At 69.5% G+C, this 20762-nt stretch carries 22 protein-coding genes; 11 read left to right on the plus strand and 11 right to left on the minus strand.

Going from position 1 to position 20762, the window contains the following annotated elements; all coding sequences use genetic code 11:
- Position 1 precedes the first annotated feature (1 nt).
- Positions 2-532, plus strand: a complete 531-nt coding sequence (locus tag ACSQ14_RS11200) for a hypothetical protein (protein ID WP_436012677.1) — start codon at positions 2-4, stop codon at positions 530-532.
- A gap of 39 nt (positions 533-571) precedes the next feature.
- Here ACSQ14_RS11200 and ACSQ14_RS11205 read toward each other — a convergent pair whose 3' ends face one another.
- On the minus strand, positions 572-1222 hold the full coding sequence (locus tag ACSQ14_RS11205; protein WP_436012679.1) for a hypothetical protein: 651 nt from the start codon (positions 1220-1222) through the stop codon (positions 572-574).
- A 221-nt stretch (positions 1223-1443) separates the two neighbouring features.
- On the opposite strand from ACSQ14_RS11205, the gene ACSQ14_RS11210 reads away from it, so the two are divergent.
- Both ACSQ14_RS11210 and ACSQ14_RS11215 read left to right on the plus strand, forming a co-directional pair.
- Positions 1444-2418, plus strand: a complete 975-nt coding sequence (locus tag ACSQ14_RS11210; RefSeq protein WP_436012681.1) for a formylglycine-generating enzyme family protein — start codon at positions 1444-1446, stop codon at positions 2416-2418.
- A 14-nt stretch (positions 2419-2432) separates the two neighbouring features.
- A complete protein-coding gene (locus ACSQ14_RS11215; RefSeq protein ID WP_436012683.1) occupies positions 2433-3140 on the plus strand; it encodes an aquaporin in 708 nt (235 codons plus the stop codon).
- Positions 3141-3162: 22 nt separating this feature from the next.
- On the opposite strand, the gene ACSQ14_RS11220 is transcribed toward ACSQ14_RS11215, so the two are convergent.
- On the minus strand, positions 3163-3294 hold the full coding sequence (locus ACSQ14_RS11220) for a hypothetical protein (protein WP_436012685.1): 132 nt from the start codon (positions 3292-3294) through the stop codon (positions 3163-3165).
- A 322-nt stretch (positions 3295-3616) separates the two neighbouring features.
- Here ACSQ14_RS11220 and ACSQ14_RS11225 point away from each other — a divergent pair, with 322 nt between their 5' ends.
- The 3 genes from ACSQ14_RS11225 to ACSQ14_RS11235 all read left to right on the plus strand — a co-directional run bounded on the left by ACSQ14_RS11225 (position 3617) and on the right by ACSQ14_RS11235 (position 6443).
- Positions 3617-4408, plus strand: a complete 792-nt coding sequence (locus tag ACSQ14_RS11225; RefSeq protein WP_436012687.1) for a hypothetical protein — start codon at positions 3617-3619, stop codon at positions 4406-4408.
- 143 nt (positions 4409-4551) lie between these two features.
- On the plus strand, positions 4552-5433 hold the full coding sequence (locus ACSQ14_RS11230) for a bile acid:sodium symporter family protein (protein WP_436012689.1): 882 nt from the start codon (positions 4552-4554) through the stop codon (positions 5431-5433).
- Complete coding sequence (locus ACSQ14_RS11235; RefSeq protein ID WP_436012691.1) at positions 5430-6443, plus strand: HAD family hydrolase; 1014 nt, start codon at positions 5430-5432, stop codon at positions 6441-6443. The genes ACSQ14_RS11230 and ACSQ14_RS11235 overlap by 4 nt, the downstream gene beginning before the upstream one ends.
- On the opposite strand, the gene ACSQ14_RS11240 is transcribed toward ACSQ14_RS11235, so the two are convergent.
- Both ACSQ14_RS11240 and ACSQ14_RS11245 read right to left on the minus strand, forming a co-directional pair.
- Positions 6440-7747, minus strand: coding sequence for a PQQ-dependent sugar dehydrogenase (locus ACSQ14_RS11240; RefSeq protein ID WP_436012693.1), 1308 nt, complete (start codon positions 7745-7747; stop codon positions 6440-6442). The two genes, ACSQ14_RS11235 and ACSQ14_RS11240, sit on opposite strands and share 4 nt — an antisense overlap.
- Positions 7744-8205 (minus strand): DUF2231 domain-containing protein, encoded by a 462-nt coding sequence (locus tag ACSQ14_RS11245; protein WP_436012695.1) that lies wholly within the window; start codon positions 8203-8205, stop codon positions 7744-7746. The genes ACSQ14_RS11240 and ACSQ14_RS11245 overlap by 4 nt, the downstream gene beginning before the upstream one ends.
- Before the next feature lie 219 nt (positions 8206-8424).
- On the opposite strand from ACSQ14_RS11245, the gene ACSQ14_RS11250 reads away from it, so the two are divergent.
- Positions 8425-9954 (plus strand): arylsulfatase, encoded by a 1530-nt coding sequence (locus ACSQ14_RS11250; RefSeq protein WP_436012697.1) that lies wholly within the window; start codon positions 8425-8427, stop codon positions 9952-9954.
- A gap of 59 nt (positions 9955-10013) precedes the next feature.
- Here ACSQ14_RS11250 and ACSQ14_RS11255 read toward each other — a convergent pair whose 3' ends face one another.
- The 6 genes from ACSQ14_RS11255 to ACSQ14_RS11280 form a co-directional block, all read right to left on the minus strand.
- A complete protein-coding gene (locus tag ACSQ14_RS11255; RefSeq protein ID WP_436012699.1) occupies positions 10014-11168 on the minus strand; it encodes a BamA/TamA family outer membrane protein in 1155 nt (384 codons plus the stop codon).
- 48 nt (positions 11169-11216) lie between these two features.
- The gene (locus tag ACSQ14_RS11260; RefSeq protein ID WP_436012701.1) at positions 11217-11798 is read right to left on the minus strand and encodes a YSC84-related protein; all 582 of its coding nucleotides are present in this window, start codon (positions 11796-11798) and stop codon (positions 11217-11219) included.
- 136 nt (positions 11799-11934) lie between these two features.
- Positions 11935-12630 (minus strand): DUF3313 family protein, encoded by a 696-nt coding sequence (locus ACSQ14_RS11265; protein WP_436012703.1) that lies wholly within the window; start codon positions 12628-12630, stop codon positions 11935-11937.
- 98 nt (positions 12631-12728) lie between these two features.
- The gene (locus tag ACSQ14_RS11270) at positions 12729-13424 is read right to left on the minus strand and encodes a DUF3313 family protein (RefSeq protein ID WP_436012705.1); all 696 of its coding nucleotides are present in this window, start codon (positions 13422-13424) and stop codon (positions 12729-12731) included.
- A 151-nt stretch (positions 13425-13575) separates the two neighbouring features.
- The gene (locus ACSQ14_RS11275) at positions 13576-14763 is read right to left on the minus strand and encodes a sulfotransferase family protein (RefSeq protein ID WP_436012707.1); all 1188 of its coding nucleotides are present in this window, start codon (positions 14761-14763) and stop codon (positions 13576-13578) included.
- A complete protein-coding gene (locus ACSQ14_RS11280) occupies positions 14760-15884 on the minus strand; it encodes an LLM class flavin-dependent oxidoreductase (RefSeq protein WP_436012709.1) in 1125 nt (374 codons plus the stop codon). The genes ACSQ14_RS11275 and ACSQ14_RS11280 overlap by 4 nt, the downstream gene beginning before the upstream one ends.
- 195 nt (positions 15885-16079) lie before the next feature.
- On the opposite strand from ACSQ14_RS11280, the gene ACSQ14_RS11285 reads away from it, so the two are divergent.
- Positions 16080-17198 carry a helix-turn-helix transcriptional regulator gene (locus ACSQ14_RS11285; protein WP_436012711.1) on the plus strand — a complete coding sequence of 373 codons (1119 nt, stop codon included), beginning with the start codon at positions 16080-16082 and terminating at the stop codon, positions 17196-17198.
- 3 nt (positions 17199-17201) lie between these two features.
- Here the strand turns inward: ACSQ14_RS11285 and ACSQ14_RS11290 are convergent, their stop codons facing one another.
- On the minus strand, positions 17202-18383 hold the full coding sequence (locus ACSQ14_RS11290) for an acyl-CoA dehydrogenase family protein (RefSeq protein ID WP_436012713.1): 1182 nt from the start codon (positions 18381-18383) through the stop codon (positions 17202-17204).
- Between the two features lie 312 nt (positions 18384-18695).
- On the opposite strand from ACSQ14_RS11290, the gene ACSQ14_RS11295 reads away from it, so the two are divergent.
- From ACSQ14_RS11295 to ACSQ14_RS11305, 3 genes are all read left to right on the plus strand, one after another.
- The gene (locus ACSQ14_RS11295) at positions 18696-19007 is read left to right on the plus strand and encodes a hypothetical protein (RefSeq protein WP_436012715.1); all 312 of its coding nucleotides are present in this window, start codon (positions 18696-18698) and stop codon (positions 19005-19007) included.
- A 162-nt stretch (positions 19008-19169) separates the two neighbouring features.
- Positions 19170-19721, plus strand: coding sequence for a TonB-dependent receptor plug domain-containing protein (locus tag ACSQ14_RS11300; RefSeq protein WP_436012717.1), 552 nt, complete (start codon positions 19170-19172; stop codon positions 19719-19721).
- A gap of 29 nt (positions 19722-19750) precedes the next feature.
- On the plus strand, positions 19751-20698 hold the full coding sequence (locus ACSQ14_RS11305) for a TonB-dependent siderophore receptor (RefSeq protein ID WP_436015405.1): 948 nt from the start codon (positions 19751-19753) through the stop codon (positions 20696-20698).
- Positions 20699-20762: the final 64 nt, after the last annotated feature.

The raw sequence follows: 20762 nt of genomic DNA on the forward strand, positions 1-20762 counted from the left end.
GATGCGTGCGTCACCCCTCAAGTGCGCCAGCGTGACCAGCCTGGCGCTGCTCTCCGCCGCCCTGCTGCTCCCGGCGCAGCCCGCCGACGCCCGTCCCGGCGTCCGCGGCTCGGCCTCGACCAGCATGCAGCGCGCCCCCGCGGCCCGCACCAGCGGCGCCCCTGGCGGCAACGCCGCGGCCCAGCGCAACGTCGCCAGCAACCGCGTCGACACCACCACCCGGGTCAGCGGCGGCAACCGGGTCAACACCGGCAATGTCCGGGTCGGCAACGACGTCAACATCAACGTCGACAATAACAACGGCTGGGGCGACTGGGACGACGACTACCACCCGGTGGCGCGCGGCATGGCGGTCGGGACCGCCGCCGCGGTGACCGCCGCCGCGATCGGCTCGATGACGCGCACCCTGCCGCCCGCCTGCGGACCGCAGATGTACGGCGGCGTGACCTACTACAACTGCAGCGGCACCTGGTACGCGCCGCAATACCAAGGCGACCAGGTGGTCTACGTCGTCGTCGAGAATCCGGGCTGATCGCTGTGACGGCCGAGGGCGGGCCGCCGACCGGCTCGCCTAGCCGGCCGCATGCAGCCCGAGGATCTCCATCGGCAGGCTGAACAGCCGCAGGAGGCCGATGATCAGCACCACGCCGGCGACGGCGACCAGCGCCACGCGGGTCTTCTTCTGGGTGAAGACCTGGCCGATGCCGGCGAAGAACAAGGCCACCGCCAGCATGGTCGCGCTCTGCTGGAAGGAGTCGGAGACGGCGTTGGCGTAATGCCCGGCCGCGAAGCTGGCTTCCGCCTGGCGGTCGTAGGCCCGAGACTGTTCCAGCCCGGGCCGGCGATAGGCCGGGGTGACGAACGGGGTGGCCGGCGCTGACGGGTTGTTCAGCGGGTCCGCGGCGATCCATTCGTTGAACGCCGGCTTGAAGGAGGGCGGGAAGCGGGCCCGGTAGAAGGTCGCCACCCTCTGGTCGTTACGCGCCCAGGCTTCGAGCCAGGCGCCGAACATCTGCACCTCCACCGCGGCCAGGGCGTCGCCTTCGAGCGCGGAGCGCGACCCGACGATCCGCAGGGCGTTGGCGCGGCTGTAGTGCAACGCCTGCTGACCGTCCCACAGCCCGGCCTGGTAGACCGCCAGGGACGACGCCAGCGCCGCGACCGACAGGATGATGGCGCTGACGATCTCCAGCCCGAGCGACCGTTCGTTCTGCTCCGCCATGACTGCTCCCGTGTCGCGAGGATGGGCGCACGCCGCGCTCGGCGCCGACATCCGGCGCATGCCGGGGATCGCCTCCAGCCGGGACCTGAGCCGGTTCGGCCGCCATCGGCGTCTCAGGGATTGGCCCGATGGTCAGGCCCCCACGGCGCGTGCCCAATTCTGCGTGAACGCCGTCGGCGCCGCGTCGCGCCGGCACGGCATCGCCTGCACCAGGAGCGTCCATGTCCTCAGTTGCGCCGACCCTGAGCCGCGCCAAGCCCCAGCCCGCCCCTGCGGGGATGGTCTGGATCGACGGCGGCAGGTTCCGCATGGGCTCAGACCAGCACTACGCCGAGGAGGCGCCGGCCCGCTGGGTGGAGGTCGACGGCTTCTGGATCGACGCCATGCCGGTGACCAACCGGCAGTTCTCGCGCTTCGTGCGGGAGACCGGCTGGGTCACGGTCGCCGAGCAGGCCCCGGACCCGGCGCAGTATCCAGGCGCCCTGCCCGAGTATCTTGCGCCGGCGTCGCTGGTCTTCACCCCGACCGCCGGCCCGGTGCCGTTGGACGATCTCCGCGCCTGGTGGACCTACACCCTGGGCGCCGACTGGCGTCATCCGACGGGTCCGGACAGCAGCCTGACCGGGCGGCTCGACCATCCGGTGGTGCACGTCGCCTGGGCCGACGTGGACGCCTACGTCCGCTGGGCCGGCAAGACGCTGCCGACCGAGGCGGAATGGGAGTTCGCCGCGCGCGGCGGCCTGGACGGCGCTGAATACGCCTGGGGCGAGGAGATGACTCCGCAGGGCCAGGTGATGGCCAACACCTGGCTCGGCCGGTTTCCGTTCGAGACGCTGAAGCGCGGCCACAACTTCCGCACCTCGCGCGTCGGGGCCTTCCCGGCCAACGGCTATGGCCTCTCCGACATGATCGGCAACGTCTGGGAATGGACCCAGGACTGGTGGTCGACTAGCGCCAAGGCGGCCTCGCCCTGCTGCGCCCCGCGCAACCCGCGCGGCGGCGACCAGGCGGACAGCTACGCCCCGGACTGCCCCGGCGGCGACATTCCGCGAAAGGTGCTGAAGGGCGGCTCGCACCTGTGCGCCCCGTCCTATTGCCGCCGCTACCGGCCGGCCGCGCGCCACGCCCAACCCATCGACACCTCGACCTCGCACATCGGCTTTCGCTGCGTGGTGCGGCCGGCGAGCGAAAGCTGAAGGAGGAGCCTTAGATGGCCAAGTTCACTGCGGAGTTCCTCGGAACGCTGATCCTGGTGCTGTTCGGCTGCGGCGCGGCCGTGCTCGGCGGCGACCAGGTCGGCCAGCTCGGCATCGCCCTGTCGTTCGGCTTCGCCATCGTCGCCCTCGCCTACGGCCTCGGGCCGATCTCCGGCGGCCACGTGAACCCGGCCGTGAGCCTCGGCATGTTCCTGGCGGGCCGGATGAGCGGCCGCGAGATGCTGATCTACTGGGTGGCCCAGTTCGCCGGCGCGCTGGTCGGCGCGGCGATCCTCGCCGGCATCGCCGGCGGCACCGAGTCGCTCGGCCAGAACGGCTGGGGCCCCGGCTACGGCGGCGAATATGCTCTGGGCGCCGCGGCCGGCTTCGAGGTGGTCATGACCGCGCTGTTCGTCGGCGTCATTCTCGGCTCGACCGGGCCGGGCGCAGCGGCGGGCTTCGCCGGGCTGGCGATCGGCCTGACGCTCGCGGCGATCCACATCGTCGGCATCCACGTCACCGGCGTTTCGGTCAATCCGGCCCGCAGCTTCGGGCCGGCCGTGCTGGTCGGCGGCGAGGCGCTCAGCCAGCTGTGGCTGTTCATCGTCGCCCCGGCGGTCGGGGCGGTGATCGGCGCGCTGCCGTTCCGCTTCCACCTGTTGGATACAGCCAAGCCGCCGGTGGACGACCGGACCGATACGACGGTGCGAGGCGCCGCCTGACGGGCGCCTCGCCGGGACCGGCTCAGTCCAAGTTGATGCGGTTCAACATCTCCAGCACGCCGGAGAGCTTGTCCCAGTAGGGTCGCGCGCACTCGGCGTGCCAGCGCTTGCCGCTCAGGCCGCGCTGGCCGTCCGGATCCTCGTGGAAGTGCATGATGGTGGAAGGCTCGTCAGCGCCCACCGGGCGGGCGCATTTCGGGCAGGTCGGTCCCCTGGGATCACCTTCCCAGGGCGCACAATCGAACGCCATTTCGTCTACTAACCTCATCGGCGGCGAATACGCGCCGCCTCCTAAGCACAACTCGCCCCTGCGGCGACGGTTGCTTAGCCTAGCCTCGTCGGCCGACGCCGAACCTGCGGCCCAGAGCCGCGCGACCTTCTGGTCTACCGCCGGTAGAACTGCGGGTTTTCCCGGATATCCGCCTTCGGGCCGCCACGCGAGACTTGCCGCCCGACGTCCGCCAGGGGGCAACCGCATGAACCGCCTGCTGATCGCCGCGCTCGCCCTCGCCCTCCCCGGCCTGGCGCACGCGCAGCACAGCGACGCCGAACTCGCGCAGCAGCTCTCCAACCCGGTCGCCAACCTGATCAGCGTGCCGCTGCAGTGGAACTACGACTGCTGCATCGGGCCGAGCGAAGGCGGCCGCTACCAGCTCAACATCCAGCCGGTGATCCCGATCTCGCTGACCACGGACTGGAACCTGATCGTCCGCACCATCCTGCCGGTCATCGACCAGAACCGCCTCTCGCCGACAGTCGATTCCACCTGGGGGCTTGGCGACACCACCCAGAGCTTCTTCTTTTCCCCCAAGCAGCCCGTCCGCGGCTGGATCCTCGCGGCCGGCCCGGCGGTCCTCTGGCCGACCGGTTCGAGTGGACTGAGCACCGACAAGTGGGGCGCCGGCCCGACGCTGCTGGCGCTGCGCCAGGAACACGGCTTCACCTACGGCGTGCTGACCAACCACATCTGGTCCTTCGCCGACGCCGGCGACGCCGGCGACCGGCCATCGGTCAACCAGACCTTCTTGCAGCCCTTCCTCAGCTGGACCAGCTCGACGGCGGCGACGGTGAGCATCAACGCCGAAAGCGTTTACGACTGGAAGGTCGACGAGTGGTCGATCCCGGTGAACTTCCAGGTCAGCCAGCTCTACAAGTTCGGCCAGCAAAAGGTGTCGCTGGGCGGCGGCGTGCGGGTCTATGCGGCGACCATCGGCGGCGGTCCCGACTGGGGCCTGCGCTTCACCAGCACCTTCCTCTTCCCCCGCTAAGCCGCCGACGACGATCGGGCGAGCCGTCGGACCGGCTGCGGGTTTCGCCGGATCGGCAGAACGGCGCCCCGCGGGCGAGACTTCGCCGTCGGGAGGACGGCGACGCCGCGCAGGCCTATGCCTCGGCCCGGCTGGAGACGATCATGGCGGCCCTCTCCCCCCTCTACCTGCTGCTGCTCCTGCTCAGCGTCGGCGGGATCGTCGTGGCGGTCGGCATGGACGCCGACCGCGACGACCTGCTCTATCTGTTCCGGCGGCCGGTGGAGCTCGCCAAGGCGGTGTTGGCGGTGAACGTCATCGTGCCCATCGCCGCCGTGCTGCTGGTCTTCCTGTTTCCGCTGACGGCGATCGCCAAGACCGGGATCGTGCTGATGGCGGTCTCGCCGGTGCCGCCGCTGGTGCCGCGCAAAGAGTTGAAGGTCGGGGCCGGAAAGTCCTACGCCTACGGCGTCTACGTCACGCTGGGCCTGCTGGCCGTGGTCATGGTGCCGCTGGTGGTGGCCATCCTCGACCGGGTGTTCACCGTGCAGGTGGCGGTTCCGATGCCGCGGCTGGTGTTCAGCATCGTGTTGATGGTGCTGCTGCCGCTGGTGATCGGCCTGGCCATACGGCGGTTCAAGCCGGTCTTCGCCGAGCACGCCAGCCCGCTGCTCAGCAAGCTCTCGATGGTGCTGCTGGTCCTGGTGGCGATCCCGCTGGCGATCCACGCCTGGCCGTCGATCCTGGCGCTGGTCGGCAACGGCACGATCGTCGCCATGGCGCTGACCGCTCTCGTCGCGCTGGCCGGCGGCCATCTGCTCGGCGGACCGCTCCTGGAGAACCGCGCCGCACTTGCCGTCACCTGCGCGACCCGGCACCCCGGCATCGCCCTGATGATCGCCAACGCCAACCATCTCGACAAACAGGTGACGGCCGCCATCCTCTGCATGCTGCTCGTCGGCCTGATCGTCAGCCTGCCCTACCAGTTCTGGATCAAGCGCCAGGCCGCCGCCGCGGTGGCGACGACGGGCGGAGTTCGCCGATGACCCGTTTCATGCGGCTGCTCGTTCGGGCGAGCGCGCCGGCCGCGGCCGCCTGGCTCCTGTCGGCCGGTTTCGCCTCGGCCGAGGCCCTCGCCTCCTGGCACGACACCAACTCGCGGCGGGCGATCGAAAGCTTCGTCACCACGGTGACGACGCCGGGCGCGGATTTCGTGCCGCCGGCCGAGCGGATCGCGGTGTTCGACAACGACGGCACCCTGTGGACCGAGCAGCCGATCTACACCGAGTTCGCCTTCTCGCTGGCCCGCGCCGCCGAGATGGCCAAGGCCGATCCGCAGCTGCTGGCGAAGCCCGGGTTCAAGGCGGCGGCGAGCGGCGACCCGAAGCAGATCGCCGCGCTGTCGGAGAAGGATCTGCTCAAGGTGGTGGTCGCCACCCACGCCAACGTGACGACCGAGGAGTTCGCTCAGGCGGCGAAGACCTGGCTGGCCCAGGCGCGGCATCCGCGCTTCCACCGCGCCTACGACACCGCGGTCTACCAGCCGATGCTCGAGCTGATCAGCTATCTGCGCGAGCACGACTTCAACGTGTTCATCGTCTCCGGCGGCGACGCCGACTTCATGCGCACCTTCGCAGAGCGCACCTACGGCGTGCCGCCGGACCAGGTGATCGGCTCCAGCAGCACGACCCAGTTCGATCAACGCAACGGCCGCTGGGTGCTGGTCCGCCAGCCGCAGATGAGCATCGACGACAAGGCGGCCAAGCCGTCGAACATCGGCCTGCACATCGGCGCCCGGCCGATCTTCGCCGCCGGCAACTCCGACGGCGACCTGCAGATGCTGCAGTACACGACCTCAGGCCCCGGCCGGCGCATGGGCCTGATCGTCCATCACGACGACGCCCAGCGGGAATACGCCTACGACCGCGCCTCGAAGATCGGGACCTTGGACAAGGCGCTGGACGAGGCCGCCCGCTCGGGCTGGACGGTGGTCAGCATGAAGGGCGATTGGAAGACCGTGTTCCCCGCCGCCGTCGCCACGCCGCGCGCGCCCTAAGCCCCCGCCGCCGTCACCCGCCAGACCGTGCCTCCGACGTCGTCGGCGATCAGCAGCCCGCCGCGGCTGTCGACCGCCAGGCCGACCGGCCGGCCGCGCGCATTGGCGCCGTCGAGGAAGCCGGTCACCACGTCCTGCGCTGCGCCATTCGGCCGGCCGTTGGCGAAGGGGACGTAGACCACCTTGTAGCCATTGAACCGCGGGCGGTCCCAGCTGCCGTGCTCGCCGACGAACGCGCCGCCGCGATAGGCCGGCGGAAGGTTGGCGCCGGTGTAGAAGGTCATGCCCAGCGGCGCGACGTGCGAGCTGAGCGAATAGTCGGGCACGACCGCCTTGGCCACCAGGTCCGGCCGTTGCGGCCGCACCCGCGGATCCACGTGCCGGCCCCAGTAGCTGTAGGGCCAGCCGTAGAAGCCGCCGTCCTTCACCGAGGTCAGGTAGTCGGGCACCAGGTCGGGACCGAGTTCGTCGCGCTCGTTGACCACCGCCCAGAGCGCCTGGGTCTGCGGCTCGAAGTTCAGCCCGTTGGGATTGCGCAGGCCGGTGGCGAACAGCCGGTGGCCGCCGGTCGCCCGGTCGATCTCCCAGATCGCGGCGCGCTCCCGCTCGGCCTCGATGCCGTTCTCGGTAATGTTGCTGTTGGAGCCGACGCCGGCGTAGAGCTTGGTCCCGTCGGGGCTTGCGACCAGGCTCTTGGTCCAGTGGTGGTCGATCGGCCCGCCTGGCAGGTCGGTGAGCTTGACGCCCGGCGCAGTGATCCGGGTCTGCCCCTCGACGTACGGGTAGCGCAGCACCGCATCGGTGTTGGCGACGTAGAGGTCGCCGCCCACCAGGGCCACGCCGAACGGCGAATTCAGATGCTCGAGGAAGACGCTGCGCAACTCCGGCGAGCCATCGCCGTCGGCGTCGCGCAGCAGGGTGATGCGCTGGCCGGGCTCGCCGCGCGGGTGCGACTTCGTCTGCAGCCAGGCCATGACCAGCTCCTTCGGCCGCTTGACCGGCTCAGGGGGCCCGCCGCTCTCCACCGCCAGGACGTCGCCGTTGGGCAGCAAATAGACCGAGCGCGGGCTTTTCAGTCCCGTCGCCAGCGCCTTGACCTGCAGGCCCGGGGCGACCTTGGGCGTGACGTCGCCCCAGGGCGTGACGCCGGTCACCTTCATCGGCGGCAGCAGATACTGATGGATCGCCGGCAGGTGGGGGTTCGGCCCGATCTGGCTCCTGGCGTCGATCGGCGCCGGCCCGCAGGCGGAGACGGCCGCCAGCGCCAGCAGCGGACCGGCGGCGGCGCGGCGGCGGCGGGTCACCGGCGATCCTCCGGCGCAACGCCCACGCGATGGCGGTAGACCATCTCCCAGCCGTTCCAGCCGGTGACCAGCAGGATCAGCACCACCAGGGCCGAGAGCACCAAGCCGGTCGGCACCACCGACGTATAGGCGTCGCGGCTGTGCACGAAGGCGTTGATGATCGCCAGCACCACCGCGACCCCATTGCCGATCCCGTGGATCCACATCGGCCGAAGCTGTCGGATGCGCCGGTCGCCGAAGAAGTCGATCAGTCCGGCCATCGCCGCCACCGCGGCGAACAGCAGCCCGCCGGTGATCAACCAGACCGAGAAATTCGCCCACTGCATCTCGGCGGTCCGCCAGTAGACGATGTCGGTGATCAGCGCCCCGACCAAGAAGGCGATCGGAAACGGCACCAGCATCGGATGGATCGGGTGGCCCGCCACCTGGGCGGTCGAGCGTGGATTGTCGTTGGCCATGAGCGCGGTCCTCGCCGCGGAGTTCGCCGCAACTCGCAGCGGAAATCCAGGCGCCGGCCGGCCGGTTCCAAGCCCGCGTTGCGGCTATGACAATTGTGGGATGTGGCCCGGCCGCCTCGCGCGCTCTGGAGAGGGCTGGGCGCAGGCGCGGGTTTCACCTGATCCCCGCGGCCGCCGCGCCCGGCCAGATTGTGCGACAGTTCGCAATGGGAGCGCGCCATGCCCAAGGGCAAGCCCAACATCCTCGTCATCTGGGGCGACGACATCGGCCAGTCGAACCTCAGTTGCTACACCCATGGCCTGATGGGCTATCGCACGCCCAACATCGACCGCATCGCCAAGGAAGGCATGCTGTTCACCGACAGCTACGGCGAGCAGTCCTGCACCGCCGGCCGCTCGTCGTTCATCACCGGCCAGAGCGTCTACCGGACGGGCCTCTCGAAGGTCGGGATCCCGGCCGCGCCGATCGGCATGAACGAGAAGCTGGTGACCATCGCCGCGCTGCTGAAGGAGCAGGGCTACGCCACCGGGCAGTTCGGCAAGAACCACCTCGGCGACATGAACCACATGCTGCCGACCAACCACGGCTTCGACGAATTCTACGGCAACCTCTACCACCTGAACGCCGAAGAAGAGCCGGAGATGGACGACTATCCGACGAACCCGAAGTTCAAGGAGACGTTCGGGCCGCGCGGCGTGATCCATTCCTGGGCCACCGACAACGACGACCCGACCGAAATGCCGCGCTGGGGCCGGGTCGGAAAGCAGAAGATCGAGGACACCGGCCCGCTGACGGCCAAGCGGATGGAGACCTGCGACGACGACTTCGTCGCCGCGGCGACCGACTTCATCAAGCGCTGCAAAGCCGACGGCAAGCCGTTCTTCGTCTGGCTGAACACGACGCACATGCATCTGTTCACCCACACGAAGAAGGAAAGCATCGGCCAGGCCGGCAAGTGGCAGTCGCGCTACCACGACACCATGATCGACCACGACAAGAACGTCGGTCAGATGCTCGACCTGCTCGACGAGCTCGGCATCGCCGAGGACACCTTCGTCCAGTACTCGACGGACAACGGCCCGCACCGCAACAGCTGGCCGGACGGCGGCATGACCCCGTTCCGCAGCGAGAAGAACACCAACTGGGAAGGCGCCTTCCGGGTCCCGCTGCTGGCCCGCTGGCCGGGCAAGATCGAGGCTGGATCCGTGGCCAACGGCATCGTCCAGCACCACGACTGGCTGCCGACCTTCCTGGAGATAGCCGGCGCGCCGGACATCCTCGACAAGCTCAAGAAGGGCTACCAGGCCATCGGCCGGACCTACAAGAACCACATCGACGGGGTAAGCCTGCTTTCCTACATCACCGGAAAGACGAAGGAATGCCCGCGGAATTTCTTCTTCTACTTCAGTGACGACGGCGACATGCTCGGCATGCGCTACGACAACTGGAAGCTGGTGTTCATGGAGCAGCGCTGCCAGGGCACGATGCAGGTCTGGGGCGAACCGTTCGTCAAGCTTCGCATGCCGAAGCTCTTCAACCTGCGGACCGACCCCTACGAGTTCGCCGACATCACCTCGAACACCTACTACGACTGGTTTATGCACAACGCCTACTTCATCTACGCGGCGCAGGCCGGGGCGGCGAAGTTCGCCGAGACCTTCAAGGAGTTCCCGCCGGTGCAGCACGCCAACACCTTCACGGTGGATGACGCGCTGGCGAAGATGCACGAGACCGTCAGCGGCGACTGAGCTGAATTATCGGGGCTGATCGGGGCGGCGGCGCGAGCGATCGCGCCGCTGCTTCGCGTTCAGAACGCCTCGCCGACCGAGACGTAGAACGCCTCCGAGCCCTTGCCCTTGGCGACGTCGATGCGGACGTTGACGCCGTACTCCTCCGACGCCTTGAACCGCAGGCCGACGCCGCCGGCCGGCAGCAGGTTGCGGGTGCTCATGTCGTAGAAGCTGTCGGCGACCTCGCCGACGCCGGCGAAGGCGACCGCGCCGATGCGCCAGAAAAGGTGCCGGCGATACTCCGCCTGCACCGCATACATGGCGTGGTCGATGTACTGGCCCGCCTGGTAGCCGCGCAGGTCGCTCTGCTGACCGAAGCTGCACAGCTGGTAGAAGGGCGCCCCGCCGCCGGTCCAGCAGACCGCGGCCCGCCAGGCCAGCACCGCCTTCGGGTCCAGCCGGTGGTAGCCGTTCACCGCCGCCTCGACCCGATCGAAGTCGAAACTGCCGCCGAGCTTTTCGGAGGCGCGCAGCCAGACCCCGGTGGCGTAGATCCCCTTGCTCGGCCCGAACTCGCTGTCGCGCGTGTCGTACTCCGTCGACACCCCGAGGGCGGCAATTGTGGTGTCGCGATTCAGTTCGGGGATCTGCTGGTCCGGGAACCGCGTGTCCGCCAGGTCGACGCTGATGTCGAGATTGAGATAACGGAACTCCGGGCCGAGGTAGATGTTGGGCGCGACCTTCACCAGCGCCTCGATCAGGCCGCCCTTGCCGGTCTCCTCGATCGGCACGGAAATACCGCGCCGGCCGGCGCTCTGGCCGATGCCGAAGAACTCGGTGTTGAACACGCCGCCGCCGATCCCGGCGGAGAGCCGGAAGCGGTCGCCGCCGAGGTAGGCCTTCTGGCCGATCAGGGCGCCCCAGGTCTTGGTGTCGGTGTAGAGCCCGCCCAGCACCGTGACCCACGGCCGTGGCGAGTCGCCGACCTGGTAGAGGCCGAGCGCAGCGACCGCGACGCCATTGCCGACCGCGGGGTTGGCGACCGGGATCGGCGTCGCGACCAGGTTGAAGTTGCGCGGTCCGCGGCCCTCCTCCTTACCCTCGTTCGCCGCGCGCGCGGCCTTGGCGGCATCCTGTGGCGGTCGGGTCACCTCCTGGCTCGACTGGGCGTACAGCGCCGTCGGCCAGGGCGCGGCGAGCAGAGCCGCCGCCGCGAACAATTCTACACGCACGCGCCCCCTCCATCTGCACCGGGACCAGAGCCGCCCCCCGCAGGCTCCTCAGGGTTTCGGATGAATCTTGGTGATCTTCGAGCCGTCGAGGGTGAGCCCGGCCATCAGGCCCGCCTGCCCCCACGCGACCGAAAGGATGTCGTCGCGGAACGACGTGGTTTGCCTGTCCTTCCCTTCGTCCATGGCCACGACCGTGGGGCCGGCGCCGATCGACCAGCCGTCGGACGACTTCACGTAGTCGAGCGCCTTCTGGGTCATGAAGAAGAGGGCGTAGGAGAAGCTCTGCACGCCCAACTGCAGGCCGATCGAGCCCGCCGCGAGGCGGTAGAAGGCGATCGGCTGACCTTTCACGAACAGGGCGCCGTCACCCCCCTGCCCGCCGAGCAGCACGCCGGCCTTGACGATCTTGGGGAAAACCATGGTGGCGAGCGCCGTCTTCGACCACTCACGGGTTTCGGGCCGCTTGGCGTGGAGACTGTCGAGCGCCAGGCGGGCGTCCCGCGACAGCTCCGTCGCGGTCGCCGCCGCGCCGACGTCCGGCCGCGCGAGCGCCGCTGCGGCCACGAGCGCCAGGGTGTTGCGGCGGCTCAGCCCGACGGCCCGCCGATCGTGCAGAGGAAGTTGGGGCATGGACGGATCTCCGGTTGTCCCGCCCATTTGACGGCCACGCCCCGGCCGCAGCTATCAGGTGTTCCCCTGAGCCTCGCCATCCAGGGATCGGGCCCTGCGATCTCCGGGGTGGACCGGAGGCAGGCCCGGGTCCCGCTCACTTTGGGGCCGGCGACGTCGCGCCGATCGGCGAGTTGGCCTTCAGCACGCCCAGGCCTTCGACGCTGCGCTTGGCCCATTGACTGAACAGCCGCTCGAAATCCGCGCGGTTGCTGACGCTGTCGCGCCGATAGGGCGCGCCATATCCGACGACCTGGTTGTCGACGGCGCGTCCCAGCAGGGCGTTGCTGGAGGAGTCGCGGACCTCGATGATCAACGACGCGCCGCCGGCCTCTTGCGAGAAGGTGCGGCTGCGCCCTGCGGCCATCACGTCGGGCGCGGCGACGTCGAGGTTCACCACCGCGGTGCGCACCCGGAGCACATCGCTTCCCGGGGTGTCGGTGACGGTGTAGCCGCCGGCGGCATAGGCCTTGCGGAACACCTCATCGAAGCCCTGCTGCACCTCGCCGAGCATTCGCTGCGCGTCGGCTTCGCTCATCCGCCGCGACGTCGAGGCGGCCTGGGCGTTGTAGTCACGCAGCCAGTTCTTCTGGAACGCGACTTCGGTCGGATCGAGCATCACCTTGGTGTAGGTGCGGAAGTCGGCGCCGGGGAGCAGGTACACGTAGTCGAACTTCTTCGACGCCACCCGGGTCAATCCGTCCCAGGAGGCGGGCGGGCTCGCCGCGTCCGCGAGCGGCGCCCCCGCCAAGAGGGCCGACAAGGCGGCCACCACTGCCAAGTAGCGCTTCATGGCGATATCTCCGGAGAGGTCAGCCCCTAGAAGCTGCGCTTCGCAGGTCGCCGCCGCCATCCGGGTAATCCCGGAAACTCAGGCCCGCTACAGCCGGCTCACGGCTTGGCGGCGACCGCGCCGCCGACCGGCGAGTTGAGCTTCAGTTCCGCCAGCCCCTCGGCGCTGATCTTCGCCCACTGGTCGAACACCCGCTCGAAGTCGGCGCGGTTGGTGACGCTGTTGCGCAAGTATGCCCCGGTGTCGCCGAGCACCTGGTTGTCGACCGCCCGGCCGAGCAAGGCGTTGCTCGTCGAATCCCGCACCTCGATGATCACCGAGGCGCTGCCCGCGTCGCGCGAGAAGGTCATGCTGGGGCCGGGAGTCATGGTGTCGGGGGCGACTACGTTGAGGTTCACCACGGCCGTCCTCACCCGCAGCACGTCCGGCCCGGCGGCCTGCACGATCTGCAAGCCCGAGTTCGTGTAGACCTTGCGGAAGCTCTGCTCGAAGCCCTTCTGCACGTCGCTCAGCATCTGCTGGGCGTCGGAGTCGCTGATGCGGGACATCGAGTCGACCTGCTGGTCGTTGTAGTTGCGCTGCCAGTCCTTCTGGAAGGCGACCTCCGTCGGATCCAGCATGACCTTGGTGTAGTTGCGGAAGTCGGCGCCCGGCAGCAGGTAGACGTAGTCGAACTTCTTCGACGCCACCCGGGTCAGCCCGTCCCAGGTCGCCGGCGCGCTGGCGGCGCCGGCCAACGGCGCCCAGGCGACGATGGCGGTGAACGCGGCGACAGCCGCAAGGTGGCGCTTCATGGCCAGTTCTCCGAGGGATCGAGGCCCGGAGACTGCGCTTCGTCCGTGGTCGGCTCCATCCGGCGAAACCCTGGCCCAAAAGGCTGGGGACCGGCGTCAGCGCGACCTCCGGAGGCGCCGCCTTGCGCAGCGGCGCCTCTCGACAGCCGGATCAGCGCGCTCTGCGCTGCTCGACGTCGATGCCGAAGCGTTCGCGGTAAGGCGCGAACTCCGCGTGCAAGGCGGCGATGTCCTCCCCGATCATGTCGGTCGTGTAGACGAACTTGCCGTAGCGATCGCCCTTGTTGCTCGCCAGGTAGTCGCGCATCGCCGTGTCGGTCTCAGGCCCGAACGGCATGTCGTACCTGGCGTAGAAGCCGCGGATCACCGCCACCGGATCGGCGACGAAGTCCTGGTAGCGGACGTGATGGATGCGCGGATCGTCGACCAGCGGGTGGCTCATGGTCGCCGCGAAACTGGCGCGGCTCATCGCCAGTTGCTGCTTGGCGATCGCGGCCCAGTCGACGTGGCCGGCGAGGCCTTCGGTCAGCTCGGCGACCATGGCGATGCGCGAGGCGATGACCTGCACCGGGTCGCGGTGGGTCCAGATGATCCGCGCGTCCGGATAGGTGGCGAAGAAGTCGTCGAGCCGGGCGTTGTGGAAGCCCTTCAGCACCCAGTACTTCTTCTCCCGGCCGTATTGCAGTTGCTGCAGCATCGCCTTGTGCAGCCGGTACTGTGCGGCCGGGTCGGCCGGCAGGCCGCCGACGTTCATGCCCATCGGCACCCGCCACCAGGCGGTCGGCGTCATCACCCGGAAGTCGAACGCCCAGGTGCGCTCGTCCTCCGGCAGGCCGGCCCCGAGCATGTCGTTGTACGGATGGCTCTTCAGCCAGAAGTCCAGCTTGGCGTTGATCTCGCGCCAGTCATCGTCGGCGCGCGCCTGGCGCGGGTCGTCGCCCTCGACCACTCCCGGCGGCGGCGACGGGTACATCACCTCCCAGAAGCGCAGCGAGCGGCCGTTCGGATCGACCGACAACAGGGCGTGCAGCAAGGTCGTGCCGCAGCGCGGCTCGCCGGTGGCGAACACCGGCTTGTCGATCACCTCGTCGCCGATCGGGTAGCGCTTGCGGTCCTCGAAGAACTCCAGCCGCGAGGTCAGCAGCCACAGGCAATTCTCCACCGCCGCCCGCTGGCCGGCCGCGTCCATGCCGACGCTCTTTAGGTGGTCGACCGCCAGGCGGAAGCGGTCGGGCAAGCCGGGATCCCCGAAGTCGCTGAGGCCGGTGCGCGCCTGGGCTTCGGCCAGGATGGCGTCCGCCTCGAGCGGCGGCGTGTTCGGTTTGGCGTTCGTGTTCACGCCACGCCTCCCGTCAGCCGCATCAGTTCGTCTTCCGCCTGCCGAACCTTCTCGGCCGAGCTGGCGGCGAATTTCAGACCGGCCATGCCGCTGTAATCGAGCAGCTTGGCCACGCGCATGCCGGCGTCGACGTAGCCCTTGTACTTAGCCGCGATCTGCTGCGGCGAGCCGTGCTCGACCACCGACAAGATATGTTCCGGCCGGGTCCTGGTCAGCATGTCGAGGATCCGCTCGCGCGGGAACTTGGCGGGATCGATGTCCTGCATCCCGCGCCAGTCCTCGCCCAGCGGATGCTGATGGCCGCGCTCGCGCAGCACTTCAGCCGGGATCTGCATGACCAGCGCCTTGACCAGCGGCGCCTCGACGATCTCCGCCAGCTCGGCGTCGTCGCCGATCAGGCAGAAGTTGGTGGTGGCGGGCGTGATGGCCATGGGATCGCGGCCGGCCTTCTCAGCGGCCTCGCGGATCACCTTGAGCTTGGCGCCGTACTCCTCGGGGGTCCAGGCGCCGGCCGGCCACCAACCGTCGGCATAGCGGCCGGTGATGTCGAGCATCCGCGGGCCGTTGGCGCCGATCCAGATCTTCGGGAACTTGCCCTCATAGGGCTCGGTGTCGAGCCGGGCGTGGTGCAGGTGGTAGAACTGCCCCTCGAAGTCCACCGGCCCGTCGCTTTCCCAGAGCAGCCGGATCACCTTCAGCGACTCCTCGAAGCGGCTGACCGGCTTGGAGAAGTCGAAGCCGTAGGGGACGGTGTTCTCGGTCTCGCCGCTGCCCAGCCCCAGGATGAAGCGTCCCTTCGACAGGTGGTCGATGGTCAGCGCCGTCTGCGCGAGCAGCGAGGGGTGGCGGCGCACCGTGTCGATCACGGTGGTCGCGATCGGCACGTTCTTGGTCAGCACCGCGGCGGCGGCCGCCACCGCCAGCCCGTCGAGGTGCCGGTGCGGCGACGGCGAGGAGATCGCGAGGTCGGTGAACTCCGGCGTCCAGATCGAGTCCGGCCAGAAGCTGACCATGTGATCGGGAATCCAGATCGAGTGGTAACGCCCGCTGTCGAGCCGCTCGAGGTCGCCGAGGCCAAGCGGCAGGGTCGATCGCAGGAAGGCGGCGGGCTGGAAGGTCATGCGTTTTCCTCGACGTGCGACGACGCACGGCGCGACGGCTGAGGATTCGTGAGGCCCACGTTTCTCTCCCATCCGTCACGACCGGGACGTCCGCGGGCTGACCCCGCTGATTGCTGTACGGAATCCAATGTCATACACCGGACCCGCGGAAACCTCCCATTTGGGAGGATGAGGACGGGAGCGCGTACCACGGCCATGCCAGAGCCCCTGCCGGCGCCGCACGACCACCTCGACCTGTTGGCGGCCCTGGTCGACGGCGCGTTCGAAACGCCGCTGTGGAAGAGCTTCCTCGACGGCCTGCGGGCGAAGGTGGCGGCCGACTACGCGAGCCTGATCTTCCGCCAGCCGGATCAGCCGCTGAACGCCGTGGTCCACCTGTTCTCCGGCGCGCCCTCGCCGCCGATGGTGCAGCAGCTCTACCACGAGGAGCTCTACCAGCAGGATCCGCTGCCCTATCACGCCCTGGCGGAGGGCCGCCCCTACCCGCTGGCTTCCCTGCTCAAGCCTGACGATCCGGCGCATGACGTCTTCTATCGCGACATCGTCGTGCCGAGCGGCATGGCCGAGATGCGGATGATGCGCGTGCAGGAGGCCAGCGGCGTGAACGCCTGGCTGACGATCGCGCGTCGCAAGACCGACTTTGCGCTGCGCGACGACGCCCTGCTGGCCACGATAGCGCCCGTCCTGCGCGGCGCGCTGCGCAACTTCATCGCCCTCGAGCGCGAGCGGTTCAGCGCCTCCGTCGCCGGCGAGGCCATCCGTCGGCTGCGGTTCGGCTGGTTCACCCTCGACGCCGGCGGCCGGGTGCTGGAGGCCGACCCGCAGGGCGCCCAGGCGCTGTCAGGCTCGACGATCCTGCGCAAGACCGCGAGCGGACGTCTGTCGGTGCGGCCGGCGGAGCTGGAGCGTCAGGTCTTCGAGGCGATCCGCGGCGTCGCCGCCGACCCGCGCAGCCGCCCGCGGGCGATCACGCTGAGCCGCGACCCGTGGCTCGACATGCTGCTGGCGCCGGTGCGCACGCCCTCGATCGCCGCCGGTCCTGCGCCGGCGGTGATCGCCTATGTGCATGGCGACCGGCAGCCCTCCAACGACCGCTGCGAGCAGCTCGCCCAGCTGTTCGGCCTGACATTCAGCGAGGCGCGCCTGGCGCTGGCGCTCAGCCGCGGCATGACGATCGCCGAGGCGGCCGCGGAGTACGGCCTCACCGTGGAGACGGCGCGCAACTACTCGAAGAAGATCTATTCCAAGACCGGCGCGCGCGGGCAGCCGGACCTGATCCGCTTTGTCATGCGCAGCGTGCTGGCGATCGCCTGAGTCTCAGAAGATCAGCGCCGCGCCCGGCGCGTCGGCGAGCACCGCGCCCAGGTCGATGGTCGACTGTTCGCCGGTCATGAAGTGCGCCGCCCCGGCCTGCAGGTCGCGGTAGCAGCGCTGCAGCTGGCTGCCCTCGCGCAGGGCCGTGGTGGTGGCCGAGCTGAACGCCGCCTGCGCTGCGGCCGCCGCGACGCGGGTCGCGTGGCTGGCGCAGAGCCGACCGTCGAGCCGCAGGTCCTCGGCGATCACACCGCGCTCGGCGCCGTCGTAGAGCTCGGCGAAGGTCGAGCGGACATAGGCCTCGGCGGCGCGCAGCTCGCCGTGCGCGAGGGCCAGGTCGCGCTGAACGGTGTGCAGTTCGTTGGCGTAACCGCGCGGCAGCCGCTTCTTGGCCTGGGCGAACGCCGTCCACTCGTCGAGCGCGCGCCGTCCGCAGCCGACCGCGAACGCGGCGTGGGTCAGGCAGGGGATGGCCATGAAGCCCATCTTGTACAGCGCGCCGCCGCGGCGCGGACGGGGCGTGGCCGGATCGAAGACGAAGTCCTCGTGGACGATCTGCTCCAGCACCCGGAAGTCGTAGCTGCCAGTGCCGCGCAGGCCGATGACGTCCCAGTTGCCGAGGAACTCCACCTTGGCCCGCGGAACCAGCGCGATCAGCATCTGCGGCTGGCCGTGCTCGCCGATCACCGGGGCGCCGTCCTCGTGCAGGATGTAGCCGCCGACCAGCCAATCGGCGCTCGGGCTGCCGCTGCCGAAGCTGAAGGAGCCGGAGACACGGTAGCCGTCGCCGACCCGCTCGGCCTTGCCCTGCGGCGCGGCCTGGCCGGCGGCGCGCGCCTTGCCGCCACCGCCGAAGATGGCCTCGACCGCCCGATCGCCGAGGAAGGCGCCGGCGACCGCGCCGGCGGTCATCACCGCGCCGCAGTACCACCCGGTCGAGCCGTCGCAGTAGGCGAGCTCGCGCAGCACGTCGATCAGCAGCTGCGGGTCGGCTTCCAGCCCGCCGACCTCGCGCGGCGCCATCAGCCGCAGCAGGTTGGAGTCCTCGATCGCCCGCAGCAGCTCGGCGCCTAGCTCGCTGGCGTGCTCGTGGGCCGCGGCGCTGCGCTCGATCAGCCCGCGGAGCGCGCGAACCTCCTCCAGCGGGCCGGACGCCCGCTCTCCAGCCAAGGCCTGCGTCTCCATGCGCGTCCCCTTTTGCCGCGCCGGATTACATAGTAATCCATTCGCCTCTTATAGTGACCCAAATACTGAGACATCGACCGGAGCCGTCAAGCGACGCCGAAACGTCATACGTGACTGTGCCGGAGTCCGAAGGCGACCGCCGGCTGAAGCCACGGCTGCGCCACCTCCGATCCGCTCACGATGCCGTGTTCTTAGAACCGGATCGCCGCCCACTTGTTCGTCTCCTAAGCTGAGCCTGAAGGCTCTCACGGCGCGGACGGCGGCGCCCACGCAAGCCGGGGCCGCCGCCCGGGGACAGCGATGGAGACCTTGATGAAGAAGAAGATGAACGTAATCTGCGGCGTCGGCCTGGCCGGCATGATCCTCGCCGGCTGCGGCACGACGACCACCCAGCGGGCGGCGACCGGCGGCCTTGCCGGTGCGGCGGTCGGCGGCGCGGTGGGCGGATCCTGGACGGGCGCGCTGGTCGGCGGCGCCGCCGGGGCCGCGCTCGGCGCGGCGACCACGCCCAAGTCGCACTCGGTGGATCGTCGCCAGTACTGGGACTCCCGCGCCGGTCGCTACTACTACTACGACAAGTCGAACGGCCGGTATTACTGGGAAAATGGCGAGCCGCGGAACTGAGCAGCTGACTAGCCCTTAGGCCCGGACCGACCCGGGCCGGGTCAGCCGGGAGGGTTACTCGCCCCTCCCGGCCTGCAGGCGCTTGGGCGAGGCTAATGCGAATAACTTGCAATCTCGATCTGCCGCAGATAGAGGAGCGCCGCTGTTTCGGGAGCGCCTCTCATGCTGCGCACCTCGCCCACCGCTCGCCTGGTCCTGCTCGCCGGCGCAGCCGCCGCAGCGCTCGCGGCGCTGCCCGCGCACGCCGAATCCGCGCCGGAAGTGGGCGAACTGGTCGTCACCGCCCAGCGCGCGGCCACCGCCACCAAGACCGACACCCGGCTGATCGAGACGCCGCAAGCGATCAGCGTCGTCACCGCCGCCCAGATCGCCGACCGCGGCGCGCTGACCCTGCAGGAGACGCTGCGCTACAGCGCCGGCGTGACCAGCGAGGCCTACGGGCTCGACGCCCGCCAGGACCAGCCGGTGGCGCGCGGCTTCTACGCCACCCAGTACCTCGACGGCATGCGCACCCTGTTCGGCTACAGCCTGATCCCGCGCGCCGAGGTCTACACCCTGGATCGGGTGGAGCTGCTGCGCGGCCCCTCCTCCGTCCTCTACGGCCCCCTTCATCGACGCCGCCCGGCGGCGGGTGAACCGCTCGGCCTATTCGATCGAGAGCGACACGCGGACCTTCACCACCGACGTTCCTCCAGGGCGCGACCGGCCCGCTGACCCACACCATCCTCGTCGGCGTCAACTATCTGAACTACCGCGAAAGCCAGCGCAGCGGCTTCGGCTCGGTCGCCGACATCGACATCTACAATCCGGTCTACGGCGACTTCGTCGCGCCTGAGCTGTTCGAGCTGCCGACGCTGCGCCAGGAGCAGATCGGCGTCTACGTTCAGGACCAGATCCGCATCCTCGACCGGGCCTCGCTCGTGCTCGGCGCGCGTCGCGACCGGGCCGAGTCGCGCACCGGCGACGACGAGAAGCAGATCGACACCTGGCGCGCCGGCCTGATCGTCGACGTCGCCTTCGGCCTCTCGCCCTATGTCAGCTATATGGAGAGCTTCCTGCCGGTCGGCGGGCTCGATCTGTTCGGCGCCGCCTTCAAGCCGCAGCGCGGCAAACAGTACGAGGGCGGCGTGAAGTGGGCCCCGCGGCCCGGGACCCTGCTGACCGCCTCGGCCTTCAAGATCACCGAGACCAACCGGCCGACCAACGACCCGGACAATGTCCTCAACACCGTCCAGACCGGCGAGGTGGAGAGTAGGGGCTTCGAACTGGAAGGCGCTGTCGACCTGCCGGGCGAGGTCTACGTGACCGCCGCCTACAGCTACGTGAAGGCCGAGGTGACCGAGTCCGGCTTCCCCGAGGAGATCGGCGTCCAGCTCAGCGCTACGCCCAAGCACCAGGCCTCGGCCTGGGGCGTGAAGACCTGGCGGCTGTCCGACGAGGTCTCGCTGCGCACCGGCCTGGGCGTGCGCTATGTCGGCGAGACGCTGTCGACTGGCGTGGCCGGCGCGATCCGCACGCCGAGCTACACCCTGGCCGACGCACTGGTCGCCGCCGACTGGCAGACCTGGAGCCTGTCGCTCAACGTCACCAACCTCTTCGACAAGCGCTACTACTCACCGTGCCGCGCGTTCGGCGACTGTTTCACCGGCAACCGCCAGAACGTGATCGCCACGGTCGGCTACCGGTTCTGATCTGCATGGTGCGATGGGCCCCGCTCATCGCACCACCATCATGGGGTGCGGGGCGCGGCGCCGT

Origin of the sequence: Phenylobacterium sp. LjRoot219 (assembly GCF_964252995.1) — a bacterium.
Lineage (GTDB): Bacteria > Pseudomonadota > Alphaproteobacteria > Caulobacterales > Caulobacteraceae > Phenylobacterium.